The sequence below is a fragment of the Haloarchaeobius pelagicus genome (assembly GCF_051207375.1).
In the GTDB taxonomy this organism is placed as follows: domain Archaea; phylum Halobacteriota; class Halobacteria; order Halobacteriales; family Natrialbaceae; genus Haloarchaeobius.
In genome coordinates this window covers 119,822-145,628 of sequence record NZ_JBPJZD010000002.1, presented here as the reverse complement: position 1 = coordinate 145,628, position 25,807 = coordinate 119,822, and the positions used below count along the sequence as shown (strand labels likewise).

Genomic DNA, 25,807 nt, shown 5'->3' with positions numbered 1-25,807 from the left:
CTCTTTATCTCTCGAACCCGCGTACTAGCCAGTACAGGGGGGTCATGAAGGAGTCCAGAAGCCGCCGGTCTGTTCTGTGCGGACTCGCTGCCGCGAGCAACGCCGTCACCGCCGGCTGCTTCGGCGAGACCACCCAGCGACAACCGACGACGACGACACCACCCACGAGACGCGGGAACAGCGTGTTACGCGCGGAGCTCGGGCTCTCGTTGCCTCCCTACGACATCGAGGACCAGCTCCGGGTGTTCCAGTGGCGTGACTACTGGCCCCGCGAGACGATTCGGCACTTCGAGCAGGCGTTCGGTGTCGACGTCACGGTCGACTACTACGAGTCGAACGAGGAGATGTACCGGAGCCTGCACGACCCGTCGGCACCGTCGTACGACCTCGTGTTTCCGAGTGGCTACTTCGTCACCGTCCTCGTGGGAGAGGGTCGCATCGTCCCGTTCGACCTCGAGAAGCTCTCGAACTGGTCGAACCTGGAGAGACGCTGGCAACTCGATCAGCCCTACGACCCGGGTCCGGGCCGTCACTCGGTTCCGTTCCAGTGGGGAACCACGGGAATCGGCTGGAACCGGGAGCTGGCGACCCTCCCCAGTCCGGTGTCCTGGGACGTGCTCTGGGACCAGGACCACGCCGGCCGTGTCACCATGTTGAACGACGTGCGAGAGACCATCGGCGTCGCGCTCAAGCGCCTGGGCCACTCGCTGAACACCACCAGCGAGAACGAGATACGCGAAGCCGGTGAGCTCCTGCGCGAGCAGCGACCCCTGCTCCGGGGCTACGACTCCACGAGCATGGTGTCGAACCTGGTCGACCGGCGGGCGTCCCCCATCCACACCTGGTCGGGTGAGGCGTTCATCGCCTACTGGCAACTGTTCCAGAACGGGGAGTCGCCCATCGAGTACCGCATCCCCGACGAGGGTGGGGTCATGTGGGTCGATTCGGCCGCGATACCGGCGGATGCCGCACATCCGAACGCGGCACACGCGTTCGTGGATTACCTGTTGAACCCGAAGGTGAACGCGTCCATCTCGAACTACGTGTTCTACGCGACGCCGAACGAGGCGGCCTGGCCGTACGTCGACGACTGGATCCTGGAGAACCCGGACATCTACCCGTCGCCGGACTGCCTGGAGAAACTGGAGTTCGTCCGCGACGTGGGCCCGGCCATCGAGACCTATCAGGACGTCTGGGAGGGGCTGACTGGCACGTCGATAGAGAGCCCGGCCGCGACGCTGCCGACGCGAGAGGTACACAAGGCCGGTGTGGAGCGTCGCTCTGTCGCCGGGCAGCCTACGTTCTGGCCGAGTCACGGCGGTCCCCCGGCGGCAGCACTGGCCAGGCTGCAGCGACAGCGGCCATCGTAGCGACCGAGGCTGCTGGATACACCCGTTTCAGCCCCTGCAGCCGCTTCTTTATCTCGTATACCCCCCTACTAGCACACAGCAAGGAGTATGGAGGTGCCCAGGAGCCGTCGGTCAGTCCTGCGTCGGCTTGCAGCCACGAGCGGTGGCTTCGTCGCGGGCTGCGTCGGCGGACGGCCGGTTCGGCGCTCCAGACCGCTCCAGTCCTCGACCCGCCGCGGGAACAGTGTCCTGCGCTCGCAGCTCGGCCTCTCGACGCCAGCGTACGACATCGAAGAGGAGCTCCGGGTGTTCCAGTGGAAGAACTACTGGCCGCGCGAGACCGTCCGAACCTTCGAGTCGGCGTTCGGGGTCGACGTCACGGTCGACTACTATGGGTCGAACGAGGAGATGTACCGGGGCCTCCGGGGCCCGGGGACCGCGCCGTACGACCTCATCTTCCCGAGTGGCTACTTCGTCACCGGCCTCGCCGAGCGGGGTGAGGTCGGCAGCTTCGACCTCGCGAAGCTTCCGAACTGGTCGAACCTGGAGACGCGCTGGCGGGTCAATCCGCCGTACGACCCGGGACCCGGCCGTCACTCGGTCCCGTACCAGTGGGGGACCGTGGGTGTCGGCTGGAACCGGGAACTGGCCTCGTTCTCCGACCCGGTCTCCTGGGACGTGCTGTGGGACCCGGACTACGCGGGACGAATCACGATGCTGAACGACGTGCGCCAGACGCTCGGCGTCGCGCTCAAGCGCCTGGGCTACTCGCTGAACACCACCAGCGAGAGCGAGATACGCGAAGCCGGTGAGCTCCTGCGCGAGCAGCGACCCCTGCTCCGGGAGTACAACTCGACGAACATGGTGTCGAACCTGGTCGACCGGCGGGCGTCCCCCATCCACACCTGGTCGGGCCACGCATACGTCGCGTACTGGCACCTGTTCGCCGACGGAGGCTCCCCCATCGAGTACCGCATCCCCGAGGAAGGTGGCGTCATGTGGGTCGACACGGTCGCGATGCCGGTCGACGCCGGGCACCCGGGCGCGGCCCACGCCTTCGTGGACTACCTGCTGGACCCGCGAGTGAACGCGAGCATCTCGAACTACGTGTTCTACGCGACGCCGAACGAGGCGGCCTGGCCGTACGTCGACGACTGGATCCTGGGGAACCCGGACATCTACCCGTCACCAGAGCGCCTGGAGAAACTGGAGTTCGTCCGCGACGTGGGCCCGGCCATCGAGACCTACGACGAGGTGTGGGAGGACGCGACCGGCTTGGCCGCCAGTGACCGGATCCGGGCGTCCTCGGTACGGGACCTGTGGCCGATGCCGGCGACCCCAGCCAGACCGGACACCGCAGCGCCACGCGCCCCCCAGTACGGCCGGGCTCCGGCTGTGTCACACATGGAGGCCCTGCGGTGACGGTGCGAGATTCGCTCGGACGACTGCTCCCGGGTGCGATTCGGGGGAGCTACCTCGCCAAGCTCACGCTCGCGCTGTTGCTCGTCGTCGTCGTGGTCGCTGGCGTCGGCGTCAACGCCTACGTCCAGACGGACGCGGAGCTGGATGCGTCCGTCGAGGCCGACTCGCTGACGGTCGCACGACTCGAAGCCGACCGGGTCGGCGACTGGAAGGACCGGAACGTCCGCATCGTCCGGATGCTCTCGAAGTACCAGGACCTCCAGCACGACGAGCCTCGCGCGGTCGAACTGTTCTTGCAGCGGGAGGCGTGGTTCCTGCCGGACACCGTCAGGGCGGTCCACGTCGTCGAGGCGGACTCCTCGATGGCGCTCGCGAGTACGGACTCGTGGCGCTCTCACGAGAACACGATGTTCGCCGACGAAGGCGCACCCTGGGCGAGGGCCGACCTCACGTTCGAGGACAGCATGCAGGTCCACGTGTCGTCGGTGTACACGTCGCTCGGTGAGCCGGTCGTGGCCTACATCACGCCGGTGCCGCGGCGGCCGAACCAGTGGCTGGTCCTCGTGGCGACCACCCCGTCGTTCGCCTCCAGCCCGGAGAACGAGGTCGGGCCGCGTATCGTCCAGCTGGTCGACGCCGACGGGACGGTGTTCTACGACGGGTTCGGTGATGCCGTCCCCCACCCGCTCGTGACGGCCGACTCCGGTGAACTTCCGGCGGCCCTCCGGGACAGAGAGATGGACGACGTCGGCTTCCTCGGCCGGGACGAGGTCGGGCCGCCGTTGCCCTCGGGCCACGTGGTCGGGTACGCGCCGGTTCGGGACAGCGACTGGATGGTGCTGGTGTACACGCCGACGTCGGAAGCCTACCGGGTCGACCGGCAGATCACGACGCTCGTGTTGAGCGTCACCATCGTCTCGCTGGTCGGCCTGTTGGCCATCGCGGCCACCATCGGGCGGAACACGGCCCGGTCGCTCCGGGAGCTGGCCGAGAAGGCAGAGCGCCTCGAGGCGGGTGACCTGGCGGTCGACCTGTCGACCGACCGGACCGACGAGTTCGGCGAACTCGCCGCCGCGTTCGACAGCATGCAGCGGTCGCTTCGACGCCAGATAGAGGCGGCAGAGCAGGCCCGTGCCGATGCGATAGCGGCGGCCAGTGACCTGGCCGAGTCGAACGAGATACTCGCGGAACAGCGCGAGATGATACTGGTGTTACACCGGCTGTTGCGCCACAACCTCCGGAACGACCTGAGCGCCATCACCTGGAACGCGCAGGTTCTCGAACGGGCGGATCTGGAACCGGAGGAGCGACAGGCGCTGACAGCGCTCATCCAGACGGCCGAACGCCTGGAGGAGAACACTCGGAAGGCCCAGCAGATAGAGGCCATCGCGGAGCGCGACGGCGGCGACGTCCATCAGGTCGACCTCGTGGCCGCGGTCGAACACGCGGTCGACGCGATGCGGGAGGCACACCCCGAGGCAGCCATCACGACCGACCTGCCCGAGACAGCCCCGGTCCAGTCGCTCCTCTCCATCCAGTCGGTCGTCGAGTATCTCGTCGACAACGCGGTCCGTCACAACGACAAGGACGACCCGAGCGTCGAGGTGTCGGTCGAACCGGCGGACGGGGCCGACGGGATGGTCACGCTGCGCGTGGCCGACGACGGGCCGGGAATCCCACAGGCCGAGATCGAACCGGTGCTGGAGGGACGGGAGCAACCGCTCCGGCACGGGAGCGGTATCGGCCTCTGGATCGTCGTCTGGACCGTCCGCAAGTCGGGCGGGCAGGTCTCGTTCGAACACCGGGAGCCGCGCGGGACCGTCGTCGTGGTCGAATTCGAAGCGGCCGAGTCGGTCGACGTGCCCGAGTCGCAGGTGACGGACGACGCCGTCGATTCAGCCGCGGACTCCCACGAGCGCCACACCGGAGAGTTCCAGTCAGGGGAGAGTAGTCCACAGCAGGATTGATCTCGCGGAACGTCACGACAGGATACGAGACAGCCGAGCTGCCCGACCGGGTCAGGAGGGAATCGAGTAGTCAGAGCGGGTGGCAACGAGGCCCGATTCGGGCCCGCGCCAGTCGAAGTCGACCGCGTCGTCGACGCCACCCGGGACGCTCTCGGGACCGACGACCTCGAAGGTGCGGTTCCGGGCCTCGGGCGTGGTGAGGGCGGCGACCATCAGCCACGCCACGTCCGCCCGCCGGACGCTCCCCGAGACCGTGGCACCGCCCTCCGCCACGACGAGTTGCTGTGTCATCTCGCCGTCGCGCAGGCGGCCGGGCCGAACGATGGTGTAGGGGAGGTTCGAGTCCCGGAGGTGCGCCTCGGTCTTGCCCTTCGCTCGCAGGAGTCGATGGCGAATCAGGCGCTGTGGCCAGGAGAGACAGTCTTTCGAATCGCCGACACCGAGGGCGGATTCGAGGACGAAGTACGAGACGCCCGCGTGCAGGGCCGCGTCGACGAGGTTCTGGACACCGTCGCCGTCGACGGGCCGACCGAACAGCAGTCGTTTTCGGGGCGAGCCGACCGCACAGAGGACGCCGTCCACGTCGGCGATGGCGCGCATCGCATCGTCCGGATCGAACAGGTTGCCCACGACGACCTCGTCGGCTCCGTGCCGGCGGAGCATGGACTCGTTCTCACCGCGTCGTGTCAGCGCGCGAGCCGTGTACTCGGTGTCAGCGAGATACTCCAGGATGGCGGTGCCGGTCTCCCCACTCGCTCCTGCGACGAGGAGCCGGTAGCTATCGTGGGTCACTGTACCATGATACGGACTGGGGTGTGTTAACCGTTCCGCGCATCGCAACACACCCGAGAGAACCGCATGACTGCACGGCGAAGTCCGCGCCGGTTGCCGGTCGGATTATCGTCCGGTCCCGCGGCGGCCCCGGCCCGGCGGGTTCACGAACAGCGCGTCGACGAGGGCGAGCAGGCAACACACACCGGCGATGCCGATGGCGGTCGTCGAGGACGCGTCACCGAGGACGGACCAGAGGGCCGCGGCGACGAACGAGAGCGGAATCATCGCGAGCACCAGGTCGTACCGGGAGACGGCCGCGACGAGCGTTCGGATGGTCGACAGCGATGCACGTTCATGCCTGTACTCGGTTTCTGCGCGCTGCATCCTTTCACCAGGGGGTCGTACGACGGGGACCCTCAAAAAATTTGAGGGTCTAAGCGCGCTTCGATTGTGCGTTAGTCGGCGCTAACTGCGTCGCTCTCGCTCGCGGGTGCCACCTCGTCGTACGCCGCGCGGTAGCGCGAGAGCTTCCGGTAGAGGAAGTACCCGACGAGCCCGTCGAACAGCAGCACGAACGCGACGAACGCGATGCCGCCCCCGAAGACGTCGTAGGGCAGGTTCGACGCCAGCGAGTTGTACGTCGCGTGGATACCCGCCGCGATGAGCAGCCCCTTGACCACGATGGGGCCGCGGTCGTCCGGATTGAACTTCGCCAGCCCGAGGTAGTAGCCCGCGATGGCCGAGTACAGCACGTGGCCCGGCCCGACGAAGGCGCGCTGGGTCGCGACCGAGAGCATCTGCCCGAAGCCGCCGCTCAGCGCGATGGTCCCGGAGTCGAAGAGGACCTTCGAGATGTAGAGGGCGTTCTCGATGGTCGCGAAGCCAAGGCCGGCGACCGCGCCGTACACCGCGCCGTCGATGACCGCGTCGAAGTCGTCACCGCGGTAGGCGTGCAGGCGCACCGCGAGCCACTTCACCGTCTCCTCGATGGGACCGACCACGAGGAAGAAGAACACGACCATGCCGACGAACGGCAGGGCCGTCACCAGCGGTTGCAGCGCCCCGTTGAGGGTGGCCGCGAAGCTCGCGAACAGCACCGACAGCAGGAACGTCACCGACAGCGGCCACACCGGTTCACGCATCGTCGGGTTGCCGTACCAGATGGCTCCCGCGAGCAGGAAGGCCGGCACCACCGAGGCCACGGTCAGGATGCCGAGCGTGGGCCGGTACCACAGCGCCGAGGTGACCAGCCCGAGCTGGGCGACGAACGTCAGCAGGGCGAGCAGGATGACACCCCACCGTGCGGAGCGAGTGAGGCCCCCGTGGACCGTCTCGGCGACGGCGTCCAGTCGGGTCCGTGACTCCCAGTCGGTCACCTCGTAGCGGTTGGTTCGACCGTTCGATTCGACCGGGTCGCGCAGTCTATCGCTCCCCGCCATCGCTGTGGCTGTAATGACGGACGTCGGGTTCGTAGGAGGACACCCAAGACAGATAGTGGTCGGCGGTTCTGCCTCACTCAGCACAAATGTGTGTTTCCTAACAAACCGGGACGCTCCGCGGGGGAAGGAAGAGCTAATACTAACTACCACTACTCGTGGATTTTACCCATGGCTGACGGATTTTATAGTAGCTTGAGTATGCTGGTGTCCGGTTGGTTCGATATTCTCAAAGACGCAGATTCGTCGACAGGAAGTACTGATGACTGCCTGTGAAGCGATTCGGTTCTTGGCCGGTTCATCGGAACGAGTTCGGATACTTGAGATGTTGAACGCGGCTCCCTCCGACCCACGAGGTATCGCGGACTCGGTGTCAAAGTCGTACAGAGGGGTTCAGCGCGACCTGACAGCATTCGAGGAGCGGAATTGGGTCGAAAAACGACGGGGCACGTATCATTTGACGACCTACGGAGAGGCGATCGCGAACGAATACCGGACCCACCACGACCGGATAGAGATGTTCATGGAATATGGGGAGTTCGTCTCTTGTCTCCCCAGTGCAACCATGATTCCGGATCCGAACTGTCTCCGTGACGCGACCGTCTCGGTTGCGGATTCGGCTACTCCCCACGCACCACTCAATCACTACAGGGAGACGCTGCGCTCGTGGGACTATCACTCGATTCGCGGGTTGTTCCCCGGCTCCTGTCAACCGGTATGGTACGTCCACGGGACACAGCCAACTGAGGGTGTCAATGTCGAGTTCGTCGTCGGTCAACCGGTGTCTGATGTACTTGAGACGTTTCAGTCGGTCTCCACAAGCGACGGGTGGGAGCCCGACGAGGTCTCGCTCTATCGACTGGATGAGCCAATCGAAGTCGGTGTTACCCTGTTCACGGAGCGTGGGATCTTGAATACGTACGAGAACGGCCAGTTAACGGCATGCGCAACGTTTGGGCCAGGTCAACTTCTCGATTGGGCGATCAACCGTTATCGCACAGCACGCAATCAGTCTACAGCTATCGATGGGGGTGGGAGGGCTGATGGACCACCGTTAGAAGAGGGCTGAACGAAGTACGAGGCGGTTTCAACTCGGTGGAGGTGCAGAATGTGTCACATACGACGGAGTGCGTCAACAAAGACATGACATATCGTAAACTATCCTGGTCTACTGGTTTGAACTGCTATGGTTCGAGACAACCATTCACGGCGACCGAACCGAAGACAGTTCCTCAAAACAGCATCCGTAGCCCTCGCTTCCGCGGCTGTGGTACCCACGACCACTATGGCAAGCAGTGGGGGACAAATCGACCGGGAGTTCGACCCGTCAAGCGATGCACAGATCCGCAGATTCGCCAAACAGTTCCGCGCCCTGCCCGAGGACAAACAGCGAACCGTGTACGAAGCACTCTCCAAACGGCAGAAGAAGGGCGCGAAGAAGGCATTCGCGCCGACGCACGTCGAATTGGTGACACAGCAGGCAGACAGTGGATTCACCACGGCGGCGACGGAGACGGACAGGGAAGTGACACTCAAAGGGTACAGCACACTGGGATTCCATCTCTGGAGCTGGCACCACCGTGTGAACTGGGAGTACGATGGTTCCACCGTCTCCGACGTTATCAGCAACGATTATGCAGACGTCTACGACCCTACCTGGAGTTACGACGGGACTGCGTCAGATTCGCTTGACGAGGACTATAGCGAGTTCGAAGCCTTCCGCCAGGGTGGCCTCTCATTCATCGGTGGGGGGTACGGGTTCAACGCGACACCGTACGCTCGCGTCGAAGGGTTCGCAGATGGTGGGTTCAACGTCATCAGCAAGAGCAACGGATACTGATACCGCTCCGAATCGCCAGAACTAATCGCTTTCATCAACCCCTATTATTTGTGCCCTGGAAATCTCTGTCGAAAAGAGAGCTTCGAGTAAATATAAGAAAAACATCGTTTTGGCTCTTCGGTATCGTGACGGTCGCACTGTTCGCCTTCCAGTACAACGCAATCGGCGACGACGTCGCTGCCTACCTCGGCCCGGATGCCGTTATCCTCTCGCTCCAGAGTCCACTTGCACTCGTCCTCCCGCTTGCGGGACTGCTGCTCGGCCACCGAAGCGTTCTCGACGAACGGACGACTGGGCGCATCAAGCTGACGGCTGCGATGCCCCACTCGCGTCGAGACATCGTCGTCGGGAAGACGGTCTCGCTCGCCGTCCCGCTGGTCGGTCTCGTATTCAGTTCGCTGGCGGTGGCAACGGTTGTCGCAGTCGTCACTGAAGGAGTGCCCTCACTACTCTCCCTGTTCGGGTTCGCGGCTGTCAGCGTCGTCTACGCCATCGTCTGTGCCGGGCTCGGCATCGCCATCTCGGTACTGGCGTCCTCCTCGCTTCGAGCGACAGGGGCGATGCTCTGTGGCCTGCTCACCGTGTTCCTGTGGAAGTCGCTGGCGACCCGTGCGTATTCGACCATCGCTGGGGTGCAGGTCAATCCGTTCGACCCACCGGCGGATGGGGCTCTCTTCCTCGTCCGTCGGCTCGACCCTCGAAGCGCGTACATGCTTGTGACGAACTGGGTGTATGGCGTGGGCAACGTCGCGGACACCTATGCCGCCGCGGTGAGCACGCTTCAGGCAGGGGACGGCACGACTGTGGTCAGCCGGGTGTTCATCGTCGGCCCGACCTTCAGAGACTCACCCGTCTACCTCGCCGAGTCAACTGGTGTTGTGCTCCTTCTCGGATGGCTCGTCGTCCCGCTCGGAATCGCAATCGCACGCTTCGAACGCACGACCCTCTCGTAACGATGACAGTCCTCCAGCTCTCCGACCTGCAGAAACGGTACGACCGAACGACCGTCCTCGATGGCGTGAATCTCACAGTCGACGAGAACGAGGTGGTCGCCCTCGTCGGCCCGAACGGCGCGGGGAAGTCGACGCTTCTCGATATCGTGGTGAACTACACACACGCAACGGACGGACGCCTTCGGGTGCTTGGTGCGGACCCACGAACAGACGTCACAGCGGTCCATCGACGACTCGGGGTCCTCCCACAGGACTTCGACGTTTTCGAGGGGCTGACAGCGAGACAGCACGTCTCCTACGCTGTCGAAGCCAACGAAACGAACGACAGACCGCTGGCGTTGCTCGACCGGGTCGGCATCGCGAGGGCCGCGGATCGGTGGGCCAGTGAGTTCTCACGCGGGATGAAACAGCGTCTCGCACTGGCGATGGCACTCGTCGGAGAACCAGAGTTGCTGGTTCTCGACGAACCGTTCAGTGGGGTCGACCCGAATGGCGTCAGCCTGCTTCGTTCGGTCGTCTCGGACGAAGTGGCCCGCGGCGCAGCCGTCCTGCTGACCAGTCACGACCTCTCCGAAGTGCGCGGACTCAGCGACAGAATCGGCATACTGGTCGACGGTGAACTCGTCGCCTGTGGTTCCGAATCGACGCTGGTGAGCGATGTGCCACTCGTTGCGGTACTCGTCTTGCCCGACCGGCCGGACGCTGCGACCCGGAATGAACTCGTGGCGATGGCTGGCGTGAGTGGGCTTGGGGAGCGAAACGGGAACGTCACACTCAGAGTCACTGCGGAAGCGGCAGTAGACCGGGTCACGAGGAGACTGGATTCGGAGCGTGTTTCGGTGACCGAGCCCACGCTCGAAGACGTCTTCGCCTACTACACACTCGACCGGAGACGCGAGTAAGAAGAAGCCGACGGCCGCTCAGTCCCTCACTCCGTCTTGCCCCACTTCGCGACGGTGCGCGGGCGGTCCGAGACCGCCATCACTTCGAGGTCGCCGTCCTTGGCGGCGAGGCCGTCGAGGTAGGCTTTCGCGCTCGCCTCGGTCGAGATGTAGGCGACGTCCTCGTCGACCGCGGTCTTCAGGGAGTCGGGGTCGTCGCTGACGAGGAGGTTCACCTTGCCCTCCATGAGCGCCTGTTCGAGGTCGTCGAACTCGGCGACGTCGTAGAACTCCTCGAAGCCGTCGACGTCGAGGTGCACCACGGCGGTGCCCTCTTCGACGTCGTTGTAGGCGGCCTGCTGGGACTTCCAGTAGGCCATCCCGAAGTCGCTTGCGGTGCCCATGACCTCACCCGTGGACTTCATCTCGGGGCCCAGACGCGGGTCCGAGTTCGGCAGGCGGTCGAACGGCAGGACGACCTCCTTGATGCTGGTGTGCTCGGGAATCTGCTCGACGGCTTCGAGGTCCTCGATGGTTTTCCCGGCCATGACCTTCGCGGCGAGCTTGGCGATGGGGACGCCGGTCGCCTTCGAGACGTACGGGACGGTGCGCGAAGAGCGCGGGTTCGCTTCCAGCACGTACACCTCGCCGTCCTTCACGGCGAGCTGGACGTTCATCAGGCCGACCGTGTCGAGCGCGCGGGCGAGGTCCTCCGTGACCTCGCGGACGCGACCGAGCGTCTCCTCCTCGAGCGAGCGCGGCGGAATCATACAGGCGGAGTCACCGGAGTGGACACCGGCGGTCTCGACGTGCTCCATGATGCCGCCGATGAGGACGTCCTCGCCGTCCGAGACGGCGTCGACGTCGAGTTCGACCGCGTCCTCGAGGAAGTCGTCGATGAGGATCGGCTTGTCGGGGGAGACGCGAACCGCTTCCTCCATGTAGGTCTTCAGCTCCTCGTCGTCGTACACCACGTCCATCGCGCGGCCACCGAGGACGTAGCTCGGGCGGACCAGCACGGGGTAGCCGATGTCGTGGGCGAGGTCGAGCGCTTCCGCCTCGCTCGTCGCGGAGCCACCCTCGGGCTGGGCGATGCCCAGGTCGTCCATGAGCCGGTTGAAGCGGTCGCGGTCCTCGGCGAGGTCCATCGCCTCGACGGAGGTCCCGACGATCTCGCAGTCGAGCCCGCGGCGGTCGATCTCCGCCTGGAGCGGCTCACCGATGTCGACGGAGGTCTGCCCGCCGAACTGGATCATCACGCCGTCGGCCCCGATGGCCTCGATGACGTCGGCGACCTCCTCGGCGTTGATGGGTTCGAAGAACAGGCCGTCGGAGGTGTCGTAGTCGGTCGAGACGGTCTCGGGGTTGTTGTTCACGACGTGGGCGTCGATGCCCATCTCGCGCAGGGCGCGGACCGCGTGGACGGAACAGTAGTCGAACTCGACCCCCTGCCCGATGCGGATGGGGCCGCCGCCGACCACCACGACGCTCTCGACGTCGTGGTCGACCTTCAGCTCGCCCGCGGCCGCCTCGCCCTCGTACGGGCCAGTGTACCACTCCGGCTTGCGCGCGGAGTAGTAGTACGGCGTCTGGGCCTCGAACTCGCCGGCACAGGTGTCGACCTGCTTGTAGGTGCGGCCGGGCACGTTCTGTTCGATGGTGTCGACGCTCTCGCCGGTCGACGCGGCGATCTCGGCGTTGGTGTGGCCGGTGATGGCCGCGGCGGTGAAGTCGCCCTCCGAGGCGGCGTCGAAGGAGTCAGCGACCTTCTTGAAGCGCTCGACGTACCACTTCTCGATGTCGGTCAGTTCGATGACCTTCTCGACGGTGTAGCCGCGGTGGAACGCCTCGAACATGGCGTAGGGACGGTCCGGGCTGGGGCGTTCGAGGTACTCCGTTTCGAGTTCCTCGTCGGAGACGTCGGCCCAGTCGATGTCAGGGTCGTACTCCGAGGAGCGAAGCGCCTTCAGCAGGCTCTCCTCGAAGGTCCGCCCGATGGCCATCGCCTCGCCAGTACTCTTCATCGCGGTGCTGAGCGTGAAGTCCGTCTCGGGGAACTTGTCCTTGGGCCAGCGCGGGACCTTCGTGACGACGTAGTCGATCGCTGGCTCGAAGGCGGCCGTGGTCTGGCCGGTGATCTCGTTGGTGATCTCGTGGAGGCGCTTGCCGAGGGCGACCTTGGCGGTGACGCGGGCGATGGGATACCCGGTCGCCTTCGAGGCGAGTGCGGAGGAGCGGGACACGCGGGGGTTCACCTCGACGACGCGGTACTCACCGCCGGGGGTGCCGTCGTCGCGCCAGGCGTGCTGGATGTTACAGCCACCCTCGATACCGAGTTCGCGGATGACCTTCAGCGCGGAGTCACGCATCGCCTGGTGGCCCTCGTCGGGGATGACCTGGCTGGGCGTGACGACCGTGGACTCCCCGGTGTGGATGCCCATCGGGTCGATGTTCTCCATGTTGCAGATGATGATACAGGAGTCGTCGGCGTCGCGCATGACCTCGTACTCGAGTTCGACCCAGCCCGAGATGGACTCGGTGATCAGCACCTCGCTGTTACGCGAGAGGCGCAGTCCCTTGCGGACGCGACGCTTGAGTTCGTCCATGTCCTCGACGACGCCGGAACCGCTTCCGCCGAGGGTGTAGGTGGTGCGCGAGATGACGGGGAGGCCGCCGACCTCCTCGACCGCGGCCTCGACGCGGTCCGCGATGGCGTCTTCGGAGAGTTCGGCGACCGACTCGGCCTCTTCGAGCCTGATGGTCGTCGACTTCGGGACGGGCTCGCCGATCTTCTCCATGCGCTGGCGGAAGAGGTCGCGGTCCTCCGTCGCGTAGATGGTGTCGAGCGGCGTGCCCATGACGTCCACGTCGTACTCGTCGAGGACGCCCTCCTCGGAGAGTTCGGCCGTGACGTTCAGGCCGGTCTGCCCGCCGAGCCCGGCGATGACGCCGTCGGGCCGTTCCTTCTCGATGATCTCTGCGATGGCCTCGGTCGTGATCGGCTCGATGTAGACCCGGTCGGCCATGTCCGGGTCCGTCATGATGGTCGCGGGGTTCGAGTTGACGAGGACGACTCGTGCGCCCTCCTCCTGCAGTGCGCGACAGGCCTGTGCGCCGGAGTAGTCGAACTCTGCCGCCTGGCCGATCTGGATGGGGCCGCTCCCGATGAGAAGGATGGTACGTCCGTCTGCGTCGTCCGGTGTCCCGCCGGTCATGGTTCTCTTGTTCACTGCAAATTCGTACATCGTAATAAGCCCCACGAAAGACTGCGAGAAACGTAACGACTTTTCGAAATTCGAACTTGCGACTCCGTCGCATGGCTGTCGCAGGGTTCACAGCCGGTCGCGTGCGCGAGTCTATCGGATGGACTGTTCGGACGGATAGGACGCTACCGGTACCGGCACTACTGACGAACCGAGCGCAACGAGACGGGACAGCGTGGGCCGGGCGTAGACCTAGTTCGAAACGTCCGGTTGTTCGAGAATCCGGTACTGGTAGGGCCGGTCACGGATGACCTCGACCGCGCCACGTTCGGCGTGTCGGCCGAGGATTGTCGCGACACGGTGAGCGCTCTCGATCTCTTCGCCGTGCTCCTCGAGGAGGGCGACGATATCGCGCGCCGACAACGGCTCGTCCGGGTCCGCCTCTGCGAGAACGGCCTTGATCCGTTCGAACTCGCTCCGGCGGGATGGCATGTGCGAGAACAGTACGTCCACCAGCATAAAACGAGGGCAGTAGTATGCTGGCTTGCCACATACCGGCGGGGGCGAGCGCCGCCTACAGGGCGGTGTCGTGTTCGCTCGTGAACTCGCGTTGCTGACGGTACTGTTCGACGAACTCGCTCACGTCGAACTCCAGCATCTGGCGCTCGAAATCAGAGACCGCACTGTCGTCGTCCGCATGACTCACGGCGTGTTCCATCAGTTCGACGACGAGCTCGACGATTATCTCGTGGAGCCGGCGCGAGTCGAACTCGGTGAGCCATATCATCGAACAGCCGACGGTGCCGTCGTCGGAGACATCGACGCTTGCGACCTTCTCCGGGAACTCTTCCATCACGATGCCCATGAGGTGGGGCGTCCCGAACTCGCCGAAGTCGTCGGCGGTCTCGACCGTCTCTTGCAGGACCGCAACGAGCGACTCCGGGAAGAAACGCGACGGCGGGTGGACGTCCATCACGACGGCGTAGCGCTCGCCGTTCTCGACGTACTCCCGCATCCCGAGGTCGATGTCGTTGACGGCCACGGTCGGCCCATCGGGGAGCGACAGTTCGGTCCCGGACCCACCCGGAACGCGTGGTTCAGCCATGCCTGTCTCTGCGGGACCGGCAGTGAAAAGTGCCGCGCTCTCGGGACACCGGTCCTCACTCGTATATCGGCCCGTCGTCGTACTCCTCCTCGTCGTCGCCCTCGTCAGCGTCCTCGTCTTCGGCCGGCTCGCCGTCGGCGTCGTCCACCGAGACCGCCACATCGACCTCGATGTCGACTCCCTCCAGGGAGAGTTCCGCCTCGGCGTCTTTCACGTCGCCGACCTCGATCTCCAGTTCGTCGGAGTCGACCTCGACCTCGACCTCCACATCCACCGTGACGTTGCTGTCCTCGGACATGGTTCGACCCACTCGGGACCGCGACAAAAGTCCATGCCCTGCGGAAAGGCGAGTGCTCGCCCATCAGGGGAGCAACGCCGGGTCGATGTCCGCGAGGTCGTCCTCGCGACCGCCGGTACCCGTCGCGTCGCGCAACTGGTCGAACACGACGGCGGTGAGCGCGACGGTGAACACTGTCGCCACACTGGTGACCGCGATGGACGCAAGCCGGGCCACCGGCGAGGTGGCGGTCGCGAGCTGGCTGGCGAGGGCGGCCTGGTCGGCCACCACCCCGCCCAGGACGCTGGCGACCGCGGTCGAGGTGATGGTCGCCGAGAGGGTCACTGCAGCGAGCAGACAGACGAAGAGGAACGAATGGAGACGGTTACCAGCCGTCAGCTCCCAGCTCCGGCGCAGCCCCGCGAACACGGACTCGTCCTCGATGGCGACGGCCGCGGTGACGAAGTAGAGGGTCACCGCGAGGAACACGCCCGGGACGACGAACAGTACCAGTCCGCCCACGACGAGCGAGGTGAACAGGACCGACCCGAGAACCGCATGGGCGGTCCGGGACGGGAGCCCGGCGACCGCGGTCCGTGGCACGTCCGCGGAGTACGCGCCGCTGAAGGTTCGCAGGCCGACGACCGTGACGGCCACGCCGAGGGCCGCCGCCACGGCCGCGAGGACGGTCCCGTACCAGTGCGGGACCGACTGGGGAAGGCCGAGTGCGCCGCGGGCGATTGCGAGCCGACCCTGCTCCAGTTGCGCCGCGGATGTCCTGCCGAGGGCGTCCGCCACGCTGGAGAGGAGCTGTCGCTGGAGGTACGCCTGCTCGGTGTCGAACCCGACCGCGGAGATGAACTGGACGACGAAGGTACAGAGCGCGAGCGTGCCACCAGCCCGGGTGGCGGTCCGCTCGATGGCGGCCACGACCGCGGCCTCGAAATCGATACCCATCTGGGCGGAGTTGCGCGACCGGGAAGAAATAGCTGTCCGTTAGGGCCAGTCGTCGCGGACCTGTTCTTCGGTCTCCTCGGCCTCGTCCTCGGTGGCGAGCTCCCAGCCGGCCGCCTCGGCCGCGTCCTCGACGGGGAGGTACTCCCAGCCCGCGCGGTCGGCCAGGTCGGCGTCCTCCTGGGTCGTGCTGACGAAGACGTGGCGGTCGGTGTCGAACTGCTCGCCGACGCTCTCCAGGCTCTCCTCTTTCCCACGCGGACCGGAGAAGAAGTCCTGTCTGATGCGGTTCTTCCGGGTGAAGTTGGTCACGACGTACGTCGGCTTGTCCGAGACGACCCCGACGTACTTGCTCCAGCGTCGGGCGTCGTCGAACACCTGCTCGGGGTCCGCCAGCGCCTGCAGCGCCGACAGCTCGAACGCCAACGTCATCGTTCCATCGTTGCCGCCGTTCATGCAGTAGGCTCACCTCGGCGCGCGGAAAACGGTATCGGAAAACGTCCCGGCGAGAGCCGGTGGCCTCTCGGGTAGGGGTCTTACCGGAGTTCGACCCGCAGGTAGTCAGTGAACACGATGATCTCGCCGTCGGCGAGATCTGCTGCTGGTAGCCCCTGGAACGTATTCGGTCCGTCGTCGTCGACGAGCTGTATCACCTGGTCGAACGCGTCCTCCGAGAGCTGGTCGACGTGCCGGACGCTGGCGTCCGCGGGAACCGATTCAACTTCCGTGAGGCGGAGGGTGCCCTCCGCGATGTCACTGACTGCCATGGGCCATGGTATGGTATGGCATACATGGCCTTAAAGATTCCTCTGGCGGGACTGAATCTCCGGAAAATCGAATCGACCGGTCGTTCCGCTGTCGGGCGGTTACTGCTCTTGCGCCGGCGCGTCGAGCATCTCGGGGTCGAAGTCCTCCTCGAGCAGGACCTCCTCCTGACCGCTCAGGTCGCGCTCCTCACGGATGATGCGCTTGAACGTCGACTGGAGCTTGAGGTCGCCGATGAGGACGCCACCGATGAGCTTGCCGTTCTTGAAGGTGAGACGACGCCACTCGGTGTCGGAGTACTTGCGCTCGGCGTCGTCGTCGCCCAGCGTCGGGTGGCCGAAGGAGACGAACGGGAGGTCCTTGAAGTGCGAGATGGAGTACGAGGAGACGTGGCGGAACTCCTCGGCCTCGTGGCCGTTCGCCATGTTCTTCGCGGCGATGGCACCCTGCTTCTTCGCGGAGTCCCAGGAGCCGTTCTGTGCGTGCTCCTCGAGGATGACGTCGTAGAACTTGGTGATGTCACCGGCCGAGTACACGTCCTCGACGTTGGTCGCCATGTACTCGTCGACGACGATGCCGTCGTCCGTCTCGATGCCGGAGCCGCGGAGGAACTCGGTGTTGAAGTTCAGGCCGATGGCGACGCCGACGAAGTCGCCCTCGTACTCGACGCCGTTGGGGTCGACCGCGCCCGTGACGACGCCGTCGTCGTCGGTGACGAAGTGGTCGACACCGGACTGGAACACCGGCTCGACGCCCATGTCGCGCAGGGCCTCGTGGATGATCTCCCCGCCGTCCTCGCTGAGGGCGTAGCGCCACCAGCAGTCACCGCGCATGAGGTACTTGGCGTCGATGCCACGGGCACCGCACACCGCGGCGAAGTCGATGCCGAGCAGGCCCGCCCCGACGACGATACCGGTCGCGGACTCGGAGGAGTGGTCCGCGATGCCGCGTGCGTCCTGGAACGTCCAGAAGTGGTGGACGCCCTCGGCGTCGGAGTTGTCGACGGGCAGCTGGGTCGGGGTGCCGCCGGTGGCGACGAGCAGCTTGTCGTACTCGTAGTCGTCGCCCTCGTGGGTGCGGACGACGTGCGCGTCGGTGTCGATGTGGGTGACGTGCGTGTTCAGTTCGAGGTCGATGTCACGCTCCTCGTACCATTCTTCGTCGTGGAGGAACAGGGGGTCCTCCATCGGAATCTTCCCTTTCGCGTACTCTTTGATGAGAATACGATTGTACAGTGGTTCGCCCTCGTCCGTCAGGACGGCGATGTCAGCGTCGGGCGACTCCTCCCGAAGTGTTTTGGCCGCGGAGCCACCGGCGATTCCGTCGCCGATGATGACGTACGACTCACTCATACGCGCAGGGTTCGGTGCGGGGGTTAAAGTGGATTACCATTCGAGCGGTTCCCGCCAACTGTCACGTTCGTCCCTCTGGGATTCGGTTTCGTAATTACCTCCTCCGGCGACCACGGGCGTCGTGCCGGCGGCGGGACGTTCTTACCCTTCCACTCCCAAGCCCCGTCCAACGATGAAGATCCGCCAGAACGTCAAGCACTTCGCGTTCAAGACAGCGCTCACCGCTCCCGTCATCGGCGACGTCGCAAACGAGAAGCTCGTCGACATGCACACGAAGATATTCCTCAAGAAGGCCGACGAGGAACACCGCGAGGAGCGCCGCGAGCACCTCGACGACTTCTTCGACGCCACGATGGACACCTACGTCGCCGCGCTCGACTACATGCCCGAGGCGGAGGCGCGCGAGATCACCCACATCCAGGCGAACTTCGACTTCTTCAACCACGGCTGGACCGAGATGATGGAGTTCCCGACCGACGAACTCGACCAGCACTACGACCGGTACGAGGAGTTCTTCCAGACATACAACATCACCATCGACGACCCGCTGGGTGACTTCCACCCGGCCGACGGCATCGCCGACGCACCCTCGACGCCGGAGAAGCTCGACGACCCGGTTCACCCCTACGCCGAGGGCGGCTTCGCCGACGACGTGTACGTCGAGACCGCCGACGGCGAGGTCGTCGTCGGTGGCCAGGAGGAGCCCGAGGACGTGGACATCTCCGAGGCCCCCGGCATGGCGGACGTGGTCGATGACGAGGAGTGAGAATACCTGGCGAACACCTCGCTCCTCTCAATCGGTTTTGGTCTCAGGACCATGTGCCGTGTTACCGTACAAAATCCTTATCTCCTCCTCGGCCCTACCCTAACTTGCCCACCGGGAATCACGGGGGCGCACCGGACGCTTCACGCCCAGATCGAACCGTTCCGATAAGGTTCGGACGAGACGGACGGAAGTAGGGGTCAACACCAAAGAACCCGTAACAGGGTAACGAGGTCACGACTCCGAAGGAGAACCGTACCGGACCAGTGTTCGGCCGCCATGGCGGTCGAAGGTGAAGGCCAAGTATCGGAGTACCTGTAAAGGGACTTCGGGAATATCTCGGCATGCAGGCGAAAACCCTGCCGAAGTTGGCTTCGGTCAACCGAGTCGGTGAAAGTCCGACGAAAGCCAGCTATGGCCGTGTGGTCCGGGGACAACGTTTCCCGTTCGGGTCCAAGCCGTGTTTCTCGGTTTCTTCGAATCCTACTCCGCGAGCGACGCCTGTTCGTCGCTCGCAACTTCGTCGCTCGCAACTTCTCGTTCTTCGATAGCCGTCGCGTTACCGGCGATACGGTCCGCGCAGGCGTAGCCGGCCACGATAGCCCCGTTCAGACTGCGCTCGGGGTACTGTGCCCGCGAGGCCATCCCGGCGTAGTACACACCCGAGGCGACCTCCTCGGCGAGGTCGTACGGGATGACCATGTCGAGGTAGCCGCGCTCGTACACCGGGGCGGTCCGCGGGTTGCGGGCGGTCTGGACCCAGTTCACCATCTCGGGGTCGAAGTGCGGGAACAGGTCCTGGATACCCTCCTGCCAGTGCTGTTCGACCTCCTCGTTACTCATCTGCCAGAGGTCCTCGCTCGGGTCCTGGACGTAGCTCGCGGTGTAGTAGAGGTGCTCGCCGCCGTAGCGCTCCTCACTGATGAAGTTCGTGTGCTCGATGAGCACGCCGAAGGGGGCCTCGTCCTTGATGTTGAGCCAGTACGTGTCCGTGATGGACTCGTCCATGCTCCACACCGAACAGACCGTGCCCTGGAAGTCGATGTCGCAGGCGTACCCGGTCAGGTCCTCCAGCACGTTCGGCATCGCCGCCACCACGACCGAATCCACGTCGTGGGTCTCGGTCCCGTCCGCGGTCTCGACGGTCAGCGAGGAGACCTGCTCGCCCGATGTATCCACCTCGGTCACGCGAGCGCCCGTGGTGACGTTCTCCCGGCCCACGGCGTCGACCAGCGCGTCGATGAGCACTGAAAAGGAACCGTCGAAGTAGCCCAGTTGCTCGCCCTTGAGCAGGTCGCGCTCGCCGCGGAACTTGATGCGTCCGAGCAGCCACGCCGCGGAGACGTCCTCCTTGCGGCTGCCGAACTTCGCGTCGAGCAGCGGCTCGAAGAAGCTCTCGTACACGTTCTTCGTCGTGTGCTCGACGACGAACTCCTTGATGGGAACGTGCTCGAAGTCCTCCAGGCGCTCGTACGTGTCGAAGGAAGGGACGCCACCACGGAGGTCGATCTCCATCGTGAGCATGCCGAGGCGGAACTTGTCGTAGAACGAGAGATGGGGATACGCGGCTATCTCCCACGCCTTGTCCATCGGGTGGACGACCCCATCGACGTAGTAGGCGTCGGACTTGTACGGCCACTCCAGCCGGTCGCCGACCCCGAGTTCCTCGGCCAGTTCCACGATGGTCTCCTCGGACTTCGAGAGGTGATGGTAGAACTTCTCGATGGGCTGGCCCGCCGTCTCGTAGACGGCGGCGAGTCCACCGATGTCCTCGCTCGCTTCGAATACCTGGGCCTCGTAGCCCGCCTGTTGCAGCCGATAGGCCGCCGCGAGCCCGGCCACGCCGCCGCCGACGATACCGACAGTCATTATTGCGGTGTCGGCGGCGACCGGCGATGTGTCTTTTGGAAGCTGGCGAGCACGACGAGGCCGGCCCCTAGCATTAACGTCGATGAAACCGAACGAGTGATATCGATATGGGCTTCCAGCCGACGCCACTCACCATCCCACTGGTTCTCGGCGCGTTCATCCAGGCCGTCCTCGCGCTCTACGTTCTCTCTCGGCGCGACGGGGACGACGACGGGGACGACGGCCTCCCCGGTGCGTCGGTCGCGGCCGGGCTGTTGCTCGCGGTGAGCCTGATGATGGCCGCGTACGCCGCCGAGCTTTCGGTCGTCGGCCAGAATCAGGCCGCCGTCCGCGAGGCGAAGGTCCAGTGGAACATGGTCCAGTACCTCGGGATGGGTGCGATTCCCGGCCTCTGGCTGTGCTACGTCGCCCGGTTCATCCGGTTCGACGGGATTCCACGTCTCGGCTGGGCCGCCATCGCGGCGGGTGCGGTCGCCACGCCCATCGTCGTCCTCACCAACCCGCTCCACCACCAGTTCTGGACGGCTGTCTCGCTCGAGTCGGTCAGTGGCTCGGCCGTCCTGGTCAACGAGCACGGAATCGCGTTCTACGCGTTCACGGCCTACGCCTACGTGCTCGTGCTCTCGGCGACCGCGTTGCTCGCCCGGGCGTACGCGGAGTCGACCGGGCTCTACCGCCGGCAGGTCGCGGGCTTGCTGGCAGGCTCGCTCGCGCCGTTCGCCGCCAGCGCGCTCTACCTCTTCGGGCCGGAAGCGTTCCGGACGTACAACCTGACCGCGTTCGGTTTCTTCGTGACCGCCGCCGCGGTCGCCTGGTCGGTCTTCCGGAACCGGCTGTTCCAGCTCAGACCCGTGGCTCGCCGGACCGCGGTCGAGCAGATGAAGGACCCGGCGATCGTCCTCGACGTCGACGACCGGATTCTCGACTTCAACCCCGCCGCCATCCCGCTGTTCGAGGGTGACGACCCGACGGGCCGACTCGCGGACGAAGCAAGCACGGTCCCGTTCGACGGCGACACCGGAGCCCTCGTCACCGTCACCGACGGCGACGGGGAGACCGGTCACTACGAGCGGACCCGGACGGCACTCACCGACGGGGCTGGCGATATCGGCTCGCTCGTGGTCTTCCGCGACGTGACCGACCGGGTCCGCCGGGAGCGTGAACTCCGCCGGCAGAACGAGCGCCTCGACCAGTTCGCGAGCGTCGTCAGCCACGACCTGCGGAACCCGCTCGGGACCGCGGCGGGCTACCTCGACCTCTATCGCGAGACCGGCGACGAAGCACACTACGACGCTGCCGAGCGGGCCCACGACCGGATGGAGACCATCGTCCAGGACCTCCTCTCGCTCGCCCGCGATGGCGGCGCGGTGACGAGCACCGAGGCGGTCGAGGTCGCGACTGCGGCCGAGCGCGCCTGGGAGAGCGTGGCCGATGACGGTGCGACGCTCCGCATCGCGGGAGACACGACGGTCGAGGCCGACCGTGGACGCGTGCTCAGACTGTTCGAGAACCTGTTCCGCAACAGCGTGGAACACGGTTCCACTGGCAGCCGGGCGCAGCCCGGCGACGCTGTCGAACACGGTTCGACAGGCAATCCTGGCCACCAGCTGACCGACGGTGGGAACGGCTCGACGGGCGACCCCCTCCAGATCAGCGTGGGGCCACTGCCCGACGGGACCGGATTCTACGTCGCGGACGACGGTGTCGGGCTTCCCGAGGACCTGCGCGAGACGGCGTTCCAGTCCGGCGTGACCGGGAGCGAGCACGGGACCGGCCTCGGCCTCGCCATCGTCTCGTCCATCGCGGAGGCCCACGGCTGGCGAGTTCGGGCGACCTCGTCGAACGAGGGCGGTGCGCGGTTCGAGATACGTGTCGACGCCGACACGCCCCCGAACTGACAGTGGCGACCGCAATCTTGTCCAGTCCGCTAGTTTTTTGGACGGACTGAGCCAAGTCGGGTGCATGCTTACCGTCCGTGCACCGGCGACGAGCGCGAACCTCGGTAGTGGGTTCGACGTATTCGGGCTGGCTCTCGACGCCCCCGCTGACGTCGTCCGTGTCGAACGGGCCGACGAGATCTCTATCGAGGTGACCGGTGCCGGCAGCCAGTACATCCCGGAAGACCCGTCACAGAACACCGCCGGCGTCGTCGCCCAGGAACTCGACGCGCCGGCGCGCATCCTTATCGACAAGGGAGTCCGCCCGGCCTCTGGACTCGGCTCCTCCGCCGCGAGTGCCGCAGGTGCGGCCGTCGCCCTCAACGAACTGTACGACCGGGGCTACTCCCGGGAAGAACTCGTCCACATCGCCGCCGAAGGCGAAGCCGTGGTCTCCGGTGCGGCCCACGCGGACAACGTCGCACCGTCCATCCTCGGCGGATTCACCATCGCCCGGGACGACGGCGTCACGCAGGTCGACGCATCGCTTCCGCTGGTTGCGTGCCTGCCGGACCTCGTGGTCTCGACGCGCGACGCGCGACGGGTCGTCCCCGACACGGTCACCATGGAGGAGATGGTCGACACCGTCGGCAGCGCTGCGACGCTCACCGCCGGGATGCACCGCAGTGACCCAGATCTCGTCGGCCGCGGGCTGTCGGAGGAGGTGGTCACCCCCGCGCGGGCCGAACTCATCAACGGCTACGGGGCAGCCAGGTCGGCCGCACTGGACGCCGGCGCGACCGGGGTCACCGTCAGCGGAGCCGGGCCAGGGGTCCTCGCCGTCTGCCGGTCGAGGGGCGACCGCCGGCAGGTCGCCAGCGCGCTTTTGGATGCGTTCGACGACGCGGGCGTAGACGCCCGGGCGTACCAGACTTCCATCGGCCGCGGTGCGCAGGTGTTCGAGTAGTCGTCGCTGGCGAACCGGTTCGCTCATCGCACCGCAGGTTTATCACGGTCGAACACGATATGTGTTGACATGGCAGCCAGCCGTCCACCGTTCCAGGCCGCGTTCGAACACCGGCCGGTCGAACGGCTCGGGGTGCTCGCGGAGCGCGGCGGCGCGGTCGTCGCACTCCTCGCTGGAGTCGTCGCGTTCACGACCGGGAGCGTCCTCCTCACCACGACGACAGGTGCGGGCGTCGGCCAGCTGGTCGCGGTGGCGACCGCCCCGGCGTCGACACTCGGCGGGCTGGCACTCGTCTTCCACTGGGCCAGCGTCGGTGTGGCCGTCGGCGGCTGGTTCCTCGGCCTCGGTTTTATCGTAACCGGCTTCCTCGAATAGGGTGATGGAAGCGGAGGCTGGAACCGCAGACGACGCTGCACTCGCAGCGGTGTCGCTGGCGTTCGCCGTCGCGGTCGGCTTTGCGGTGAACGTCGACGTCTCCACGACGCTGTTCCTCGTTGCCGCGGCGCTCTCGATACTGCTGGAGGTGTTGCTCTCGCGCAGGGCCGAGACCGTCCGGGCGCTGTGGACGCGCCAGGGGGTCCGCCCCGCGGCGCTCACGCTGGTCGTCGTCGCCAGTCTGGTCGGAACCGTGGTCGCCCCGTCGGTCGTCTTTTCGGTGCTCTGGGGTGGGCTCTCGGGCTACCTCGGGCTCGCGGCGCTGGTCATCGTGGGGTTCGTCCCGCCGTCGACGGAGTGGTTCGAGTAGGGCGGTTCTGAGCAAAGCGAAGAACCGCCATCGCGAACGGGGAGCGGAGCGACCCGTGAGCCGGTAGGCTGTCTCTGGGGACCCAGATATCGCGAACGGATGTTGGCGAACAGGCGGAACACCGCGGTCACCGGGAGTCGTTCCGCACACTCGCTGCCCTCCCGGCGGTTGGTCGTCAGGACACGCCGAGGGTGGCCGCGGCCTGCTATTTGAATGCTCGGCTCGCGTAGCCGCGTGGCTGGAGCGTGTGGAAAAAGATATCGAGAACGGGAGTAGACCGATTTAGACGCCGCGACCCTGCATCTTCTCCTCCTCGGGCAGGTCGACGTTGGCGTCGCCCTTCATGCCCTTGCCGATGTTGGAGGCGATCTCCGCGAGCTCCTCGGGGTCGTCCCAGTTGTTGACTGCCTGGACGATGGCGTTGCCCATCGCTTCGGGGTCCTCGGCACCGAAGATGCCGGAGCCGACGAAGATGCCGTCACACTCGTGGTGCATCATGAGTGCGGCGTCGGCGGGCGTCGCGATGCCGCCGGCCGCGAAGTTGACGACCGGGAGACGGCCCATCTCGGCGGTCTCGTGGACGAGTTCTGCGGGTGCCTCGTGCTCGCGGGCCCACTTCTCGCGCTCTTCCCAGTTCATCCCCTCGAGCTTGCGGATCGCGCCCTTGATGGTGCGCTGGTGGTGGACGGCCTGGTTGACGTCGCCGGTGCCGGCTTCGCCCTTGGTGCGAATCATCGCCGCGCCCTCGTCGATGCGGCGCAGGGCCTCGCCGAGGTTGCGTGCGCCACAGACGAACGGCGAGGTGAAGTCGCGCTTGTCGATGTGGTAGGCGTCGTCGGCAGGGGTGAGGACCTCGGATTCGTCGATCATGTCGACGCCGATGGCCTCCAGGATCTCGGCCTCCTTGTGGTGGCCGATACGGGACTTGCCCATCACCGGGATGGAGACCGCGTCGATGATCTCCTTCACGTCGGCGGGGTCGGCCATCCGGGCCACGCCGCCGCGCTTGCGGATGTCGGCCGGGACGGCCTCGAGGGCCATGACGGCGACCGCGCCGCACTCCTCGGCGATCTTCGCCTGCTTGGCGTTCACCACGTCCATGATGACGCCGCCTTTCTGCATCCGGGCGAACCCGCGCTTGACGAGTTCGGTCCCACGCTTGAGGTCTTCGAGGTCTGTCTCCTCGGTCATACCGCCGGCTTAGGACCGGCTACACTTAATCAGGTCGGTACGTCCCTCCAGCCGTCCGAGGAGTTCGTGTCGTGCGATTTGGGCACGTGGGTCGTGGCGGTTCGCGGGCCGATTTCC

25 protein-coding genes and 1 pseudogene are annotated in these 25,807 nt (G+C 65.7%); 13 read left to right on the top strand and 13 right to left on the bottom strand.

Going from position 1 to position 25,807, the window contains the following annotated elements:
• The first annotated feature begins 44 nt into the window (after positions 1-44).
• The 3 genes from ACSC1S_RS13205 (at position 45) to ACSC1S_RS13195 (ending at position 4,738) form a co-directional block, all read left to right on the top strand.
• Entirely contained in the window at positions 45-1,370 is a 1,326-nt protein-coding gene (locus ACSC1S_RS13205) for a polyamine ABC transporter substrate-binding protein (RefSeq protein WP_435364730.1), read from the top strand.
• 87 nt (positions 1,371-1,457) lie between these two features.
• The gene (locus ACSC1S_RS13200; protein ID WP_435364729.1) at positions 1,458-2,771 is read left to right on the top strand and encodes a polyamine ABC transporter substrate-binding protein; all 1,314 of its coding nucleotides are present in this window, start codon (positions 1,458-1,460) and stop codon (positions 2,769-2,771) included.
• Positions 2,768-4,738: a sensor histidine kinase gene (locus ACSC1S_RS13195; protein ID WP_435364728.1), complete on the top strand. Its 1,971-nt coding sequence runs from the start codon at positions 2,768-2,770 to the stop codon at positions 4,736-4,738. Before ACSC1S_RS13200 ends, ACSC1S_RS13195 begins: the two co-directional genes overlap by 4 nt.
• 51 nt (positions 4,739-4,789) lie before the next feature.
• On the opposite strand, the gene ACSC1S_RS13190 is transcribed toward ACSC1S_RS13195, so the two are convergent.
• The 3 genes from ACSC1S_RS13190 to ACSC1S_RS13180 form a co-directional block, all read right to left on the bottom strand.
• Positions 4,790-5,530, bottom strand: coding sequence for an SDR family oxidoreductase (locus ACSC1S_RS13190; protein ID WP_435364727.1), 741 nt, complete (start codon positions 5,528-5,530; stop codon positions 4,790-4,792).
• Between the two features lie 105 nt (positions 5,531-5,635).
• Complete coding sequence (locus ACSC1S_RS13185) at positions 5,636-5,896, bottom strand: DUF8015 family protein (protein ID WP_435319310.1); 261 nt, start codon at positions 5,894-5,896, stop codon at positions 5,636-5,638.
• A 71-nt stretch (positions 5,897-5,967) separates the two neighbouring features.
• Entirely contained in the window at positions 5,968-6,951 is a 984-nt protein-coding gene (locus ACSC1S_RS13180) for a PrsW family intramembrane metalloprotease (protein ID WP_435364726.1), read from the bottom strand.
• 259 nt (positions 6,952-7,210) lie between these two features.
• Between ACSC1S_RS13180 and ACSC1S_RS13175 the strand changes: the two genes are divergently transcribed.
• The 5 genes and pseudogenes from ACSC1S_RS13175 to ACSC1S_RS13155 all read left to right on the top strand — a co-directional run bounded on the left by ACSC1S_RS13175 (position 7,211) and on the right by ACSC1S_RS13155 (position 10,643).
• On the top strand, positions 7,211-8,017 hold the full coding sequence (locus tag ACSC1S_RS13175) for a helix-turn-helix transcriptional regulator (RefSeq protein WP_492766635.1): 807 nt from the start codon (positions 7,211-7,213) through the stop codon (positions 8,015-8,017).
• A gap of 117 nt (positions 8,018-8,134) precedes the next feature.
• Positions 8,135-8,221: pseudogene (locus ACSC1S_RS13170) on the top strand (twin-arginine translocation signal domain-containing protein); the annotation flags it as partial.
• Between the two features lie 12 nt (positions 8,222-8,233).
• Entirely contained in the window at positions 8,234-8,788 is a 555-nt protein-coding gene (locus ACSC1S_RS13165; protein WP_435365537.1) for a hypothetical protein, read from the top strand.
• A 50-nt stretch (positions 8,789-8,838) separates the two neighbouring features.
• Positions 8,839-9,741 (top strand): ABC transporter permease, encoded by a 903-nt coding sequence (locus tag ACSC1S_RS13160; RefSeq protein ID WP_435364724.1) that lies wholly within the window; start codon positions 8,839-8,841, stop codon positions 9,739-9,741.
• Between the two features lie 2 nt (positions 9,742-9,743).
• On the top strand, positions 9,744-10,643 hold the full coding sequence (locus tag ACSC1S_RS13155) for an ABC transporter ATP-binding protein (protein ID WP_435364723.1): 900 nt from the start codon (positions 9,744-9,746) through the stop codon (positions 10,641-10,643).
• Positions 10,644-10,669: 26 nt separating this feature from the next.
• On the opposite strand, the gene carB is transcribed toward ACSC1S_RS13155, so the two are convergent.
• The 8 genes from carB to ACSC1S_RS13115 all read right to left on the bottom strand — a co-directional run bounded on the left by carB (position 10,670) and on the right by ACSC1S_RS13115 (position 18,278).
• Complete coding sequence (gene carB, locus ACSC1S_RS13150) at positions 10,670-13,867, bottom strand: carbamoyl-phosphate synthase large subunit (protein WP_435364722.1); 3,198 nt, start codon at positions 13,865-13,867, stop codon at positions 10,670-10,672.
• A 210-nt stretch (positions 13,868-14,077) separates the two neighbouring features.
• Positions 14,078-14,317 carry a hypothetical protein gene (locus tag ACSC1S_RS13145; RefSeq protein WP_435364721.1) on the bottom strand — a complete coding sequence of 80 codons (240 nt, stop codon included), beginning with the start codon at positions 14,315-14,317 and terminating at the stop codon, positions 14,078-14,080.
• 82 nt (positions 14,318-14,399) lie between these two features.
• Positions 14,400-14,930, bottom strand: a complete 531-nt coding sequence (locus tag ACSC1S_RS13140; protein WP_435364720.1) for a DUF5815 family protein — start codon at positions 14,928-14,930, stop codon at positions 14,400-14,402.
• A 55-nt stretch (positions 14,931-14,985) separates the two neighbouring features.
• Positions 14,986-15,228, bottom strand: coding sequence for a hypothetical protein (locus ACSC1S_RS13135; RefSeq protein WP_435364719.1), 243 nt, complete (start codon positions 15,226-15,228; stop codon positions 14,986-14,988).
• Positions 15,229-15,291: 63 nt separating this feature from the next.
• Entirely contained in the window at positions 15,292-16,164 is an 873-nt protein-coding gene (locus ACSC1S_RS13130) for a DUF7847 domain-containing protein (RefSeq protein ID WP_435364718.1), read from the bottom strand.
• Positions 16,165-16,203: 39 nt separating this feature from the next.
• Complete coding sequence (locus ACSC1S_RS13125; protein WP_435319303.1) at positions 16,204-16,617, bottom strand: DUF7124 domain-containing protein; 414 nt, start codon at positions 16,615-16,617, stop codon at positions 16,204-16,206.
• A gap of 80 nt (positions 16,618-16,697) precedes the next feature.
• Positions 16,698-16,928: a hypothetical protein gene (locus ACSC1S_RS13120; RefSeq protein WP_261652284.1), complete on the bottom strand. Its 231-nt coding sequence runs from the start codon at positions 16,926-16,928 to the stop codon at positions 16,698-16,700.
• Positions 16,929-17,027: 99 nt separating this feature from the next.
• On the bottom strand, positions 17,028-18,278 hold the full coding sequence (locus tag ACSC1S_RS13115; RefSeq protein WP_435364717.1) for an NAD(P)/FAD-dependent oxidoreductase: 1,251 nt from the start codon (positions 18,276-18,278) through the stop codon (positions 17,028-17,030).
• Positions 18,279-18,450: 172 nt separating this feature from the next.
• On the opposite strand from ACSC1S_RS13115, the gene ACSC1S_RS13110 reads away from it, so the two are divergent.
• Entirely contained in the window at positions 18,451-19,044 is a 594-nt protein-coding gene (locus ACSC1S_RS13110) for a DUF6149 family protein (RefSeq protein WP_435364716.1), read from the top strand.
• 480 nt (positions 19,045-19,524) lie between these two features.
• On the opposite strand, the gene ACSC1S_RS13105 is transcribed toward ACSC1S_RS13110, so the two are convergent.
• Positions 19,525-20,910: an NAD(P)/FAD-dependent oxidoreductase gene (locus tag ACSC1S_RS13105; protein WP_435364715.1), complete on the bottom strand. Its 1,386-nt coding sequence runs from the start codon at positions 20,908-20,910 to the stop codon at positions 19,525-19,527.
• A gap of 107 nt (positions 20,911-21,017) precedes the next feature.
• Here ACSC1S_RS13105 and ACSC1S_RS13100 point away from each other — a divergent pair, with 107 nt between their 5' ends.
• The 4 genes from ACSC1S_RS13100 to ACSC1S_RS13085 all read left to right on the top strand — a co-directional run bounded on the left by ACSC1S_RS13100 (position 21,018) and on the right by ACSC1S_RS13085 (position 24,499).
• A complete protein-coding gene (locus ACSC1S_RS13100) occupies positions 21,018-22,808 on the top strand; it encodes a histidine kinase N-terminal 7TM domain-containing protein (protein WP_435364714.1) in 1,791 nt (596 codons plus the stop codon).
• Between the two features lie 64 nt (positions 22,809-22,872).
• Entirely contained in the window at positions 22,873-23,754 is an 882-nt protein-coding gene (locus ACSC1S_RS13095) for a homoserine kinase (protein WP_435364713.1), read from the top strand.
• A 69-nt stretch (positions 23,755-23,823) separates the two neighbouring features.
• On the top strand, positions 23,824-24,129 hold the full coding sequence (locus ACSC1S_RS13090) for a hypothetical protein (protein WP_435364712.1): 306 nt from the start codon (positions 23,824-23,826) through the stop codon (positions 24,127-24,129).
• 4 nt (positions 24,130-24,133) lie between these two features.
• Positions 24,134-24,499: a hypothetical protein gene (locus ACSC1S_RS13085; protein ID WP_435319295.1), complete on the top strand. Its 366-nt coding sequence runs from the start codon at positions 24,134-24,136 to the stop codon at positions 24,497-24,499.
• A 282-nt stretch (positions 24,500-24,781) separates the two neighbouring features.
• Here ACSC1S_RS13085 and pdxS read toward each other — a convergent pair whose 3' ends face one another.
• Positions 24,782-25,690 (bottom strand): pyridoxal 5'-phosphate synthase lyase subunit PdxS, encoded by a 909-nt coding sequence (gene pdxS, locus ACSC1S_RS13080; protein WP_435364711.1) that lies wholly within the window; start codon positions 25,688-25,690, stop codon positions 24,782-24,784.
• Positions 25,691-25,807: the final 117 nt, after the last annotated feature.

Excerpts from the sequence above, each read along its gene's own strand:
- ACSC1S_RS13205 (WP_435364730.1), top strand. The coding sequence starts at position 45 with ATGAAGGAGTCCAGAAGCCGCCGGTCTGTTCTGTGCGGACTCGCTGCC.
- ACSC1S_RS13200 (WP_435364729.1), top strand. The coding sequence starts at position 1,458 with ATGGAGGTGCCCAGGAGCCGTCGGTCAGTCCTGCGTCGGCTTGCAGCC.
- ACSC1S_RS13185 (WP_435319310.1), bottom strand. The coding sequence starts at position 5,896 with ATGCAGCGCGCAGAAACCGAGTACAGGCATGAACGTGCATCGCTGTCG.
- ACSC1S_RS13180 (WP_435364726.1), bottom strand. The coding sequence starts at position 6,951 with ATGGCGGGGAGCGATAGACTGCGCGACCCGGTCGAATCGAACGGTCGA.
- ACSC1S_RS13175 (WP_492766635.1), top strand. The coding sequence starts at position 7,211 with ATGACTGCCTGTGAAGCGATTCGGTTCTTGGCCGGTTCATCGGAACGA.
- ACSC1S_RS13165 (WP_435365537.1), top strand. The coding sequence starts at position 8,234 with ATGGCAAGCAGTGGGGGACAAATCGACCGGGAGTTCGACCCGTCAAGC.
- ACSC1S_RS13155 (WP_435364723.1), top strand. The coding sequence starts at position 9,744 with ATGACAGTCCTCCAGCTCTCCGACCTGCAGAAACGGTACGACCGAACG.
- carB (WP_435364722.1), bottom strand. The coding sequence starts at position 13,867 with ATGTACGAATTTGCAGTGAACAAGAGAACCATGACCGGCGGGACACCG.
- ACSC1S_RS13145 (WP_435364721.1), bottom strand. The coding sequence starts at position 14,317 with ATGCCATCCCGCCGGAGCGAGTTCGAACGGATCAAGGCCGTTCTCGCA.
- ACSC1S_RS13140 (WP_435364720.1), bottom strand. The coding sequence starts at position 14,930 with ATGGCTGAACCACGCGTTCCGGGTGGGTCCGGGACCGAACTGTCGCTC.
- ACSC1S_RS13135 (WP_435364719.1), bottom strand. The coding sequence starts at position 15,228 with ATGTCCGAGGACAGCAACGTCACGGTGGATGTGGAGGTCGAGGTCGAG.
- ACSC1S_RS13130 (WP_435364718.1), bottom strand. The coding sequence starts at position 16,164 with ATGGGTATCGATTTCGAGGCCGCGGTCGTGGCCGCCATCGAGCGGACC.
- ACSC1S_RS13125 (WP_435319303.1), bottom strand. The coding sequence starts at position 16,617 with ATGAACGGCGGCAACGATGGAACGATGACGTTGGCGTTCGAGCTGTCG.
- ACSC1S_RS13120 (WP_261652284.1), bottom strand. The coding sequence starts at position 16,928 with ATGGCAGTCAGTGACATCGCGGAGGGCACCCTCCGCCTCACGGAAGTT.
- ACSC1S_RS13115 (WP_435364717.1), bottom strand. The coding sequence starts at position 18,278 with ATGAGTGAGTCGTACGTCATCATCGGCGACGGAATCGCCGGTGGCTCC.
- ACSC1S_RS13110 (WP_435364716.1), top strand. The coding sequence starts at position 18,451 with ATGAAGATCCGCCAGAACGTCAAGCACTTCGCGTTCAAGACAGCGCTC.
- ACSC1S_RS13105 (WP_435364715.1), bottom strand. The coding sequence starts at position 20,910 with ATGACTGTCGGTATCGTCGGCGGCGGCGTGGCCGGGCTCGCGGCGGCC.
- ACSC1S_RS13100 (WP_435364714.1), top strand. The coding sequence starts at position 21,018 with ATGGGCTTCCAGCCGACGCCACTCACCATCCCACTGGTTCTCGGCGCG.
- ACSC1S_RS13095 (WP_435364713.1), top strand. The coding sequence starts at position 22,873 with ATGCTTACCGTCCGTGCACCGGCGACGAGCGCGAACCTCGGTAGTGGG.
- ACSC1S_RS13090 (WP_435364712.1), top strand. The coding sequence starts at position 23,824 with ATGGCAGCCAGCCGTCCACCGTTCCAGGCCGCGTTCGAACACCGGCCG.
- ACSC1S_RS13085 (WP_435319295.1), top strand. The coding sequence starts at position 24,134 with ATGGAAGCGGAGGCTGGAACCGCAGACGACGCTGCACTCGCAGCGGTG.
- pdxS (WP_435364711.1), bottom strand. The coding sequence starts at position 25,690 with ATGACCGAGGAGACAGACCTCGAAGACCTCAAGCGTGGGACCGAACTC.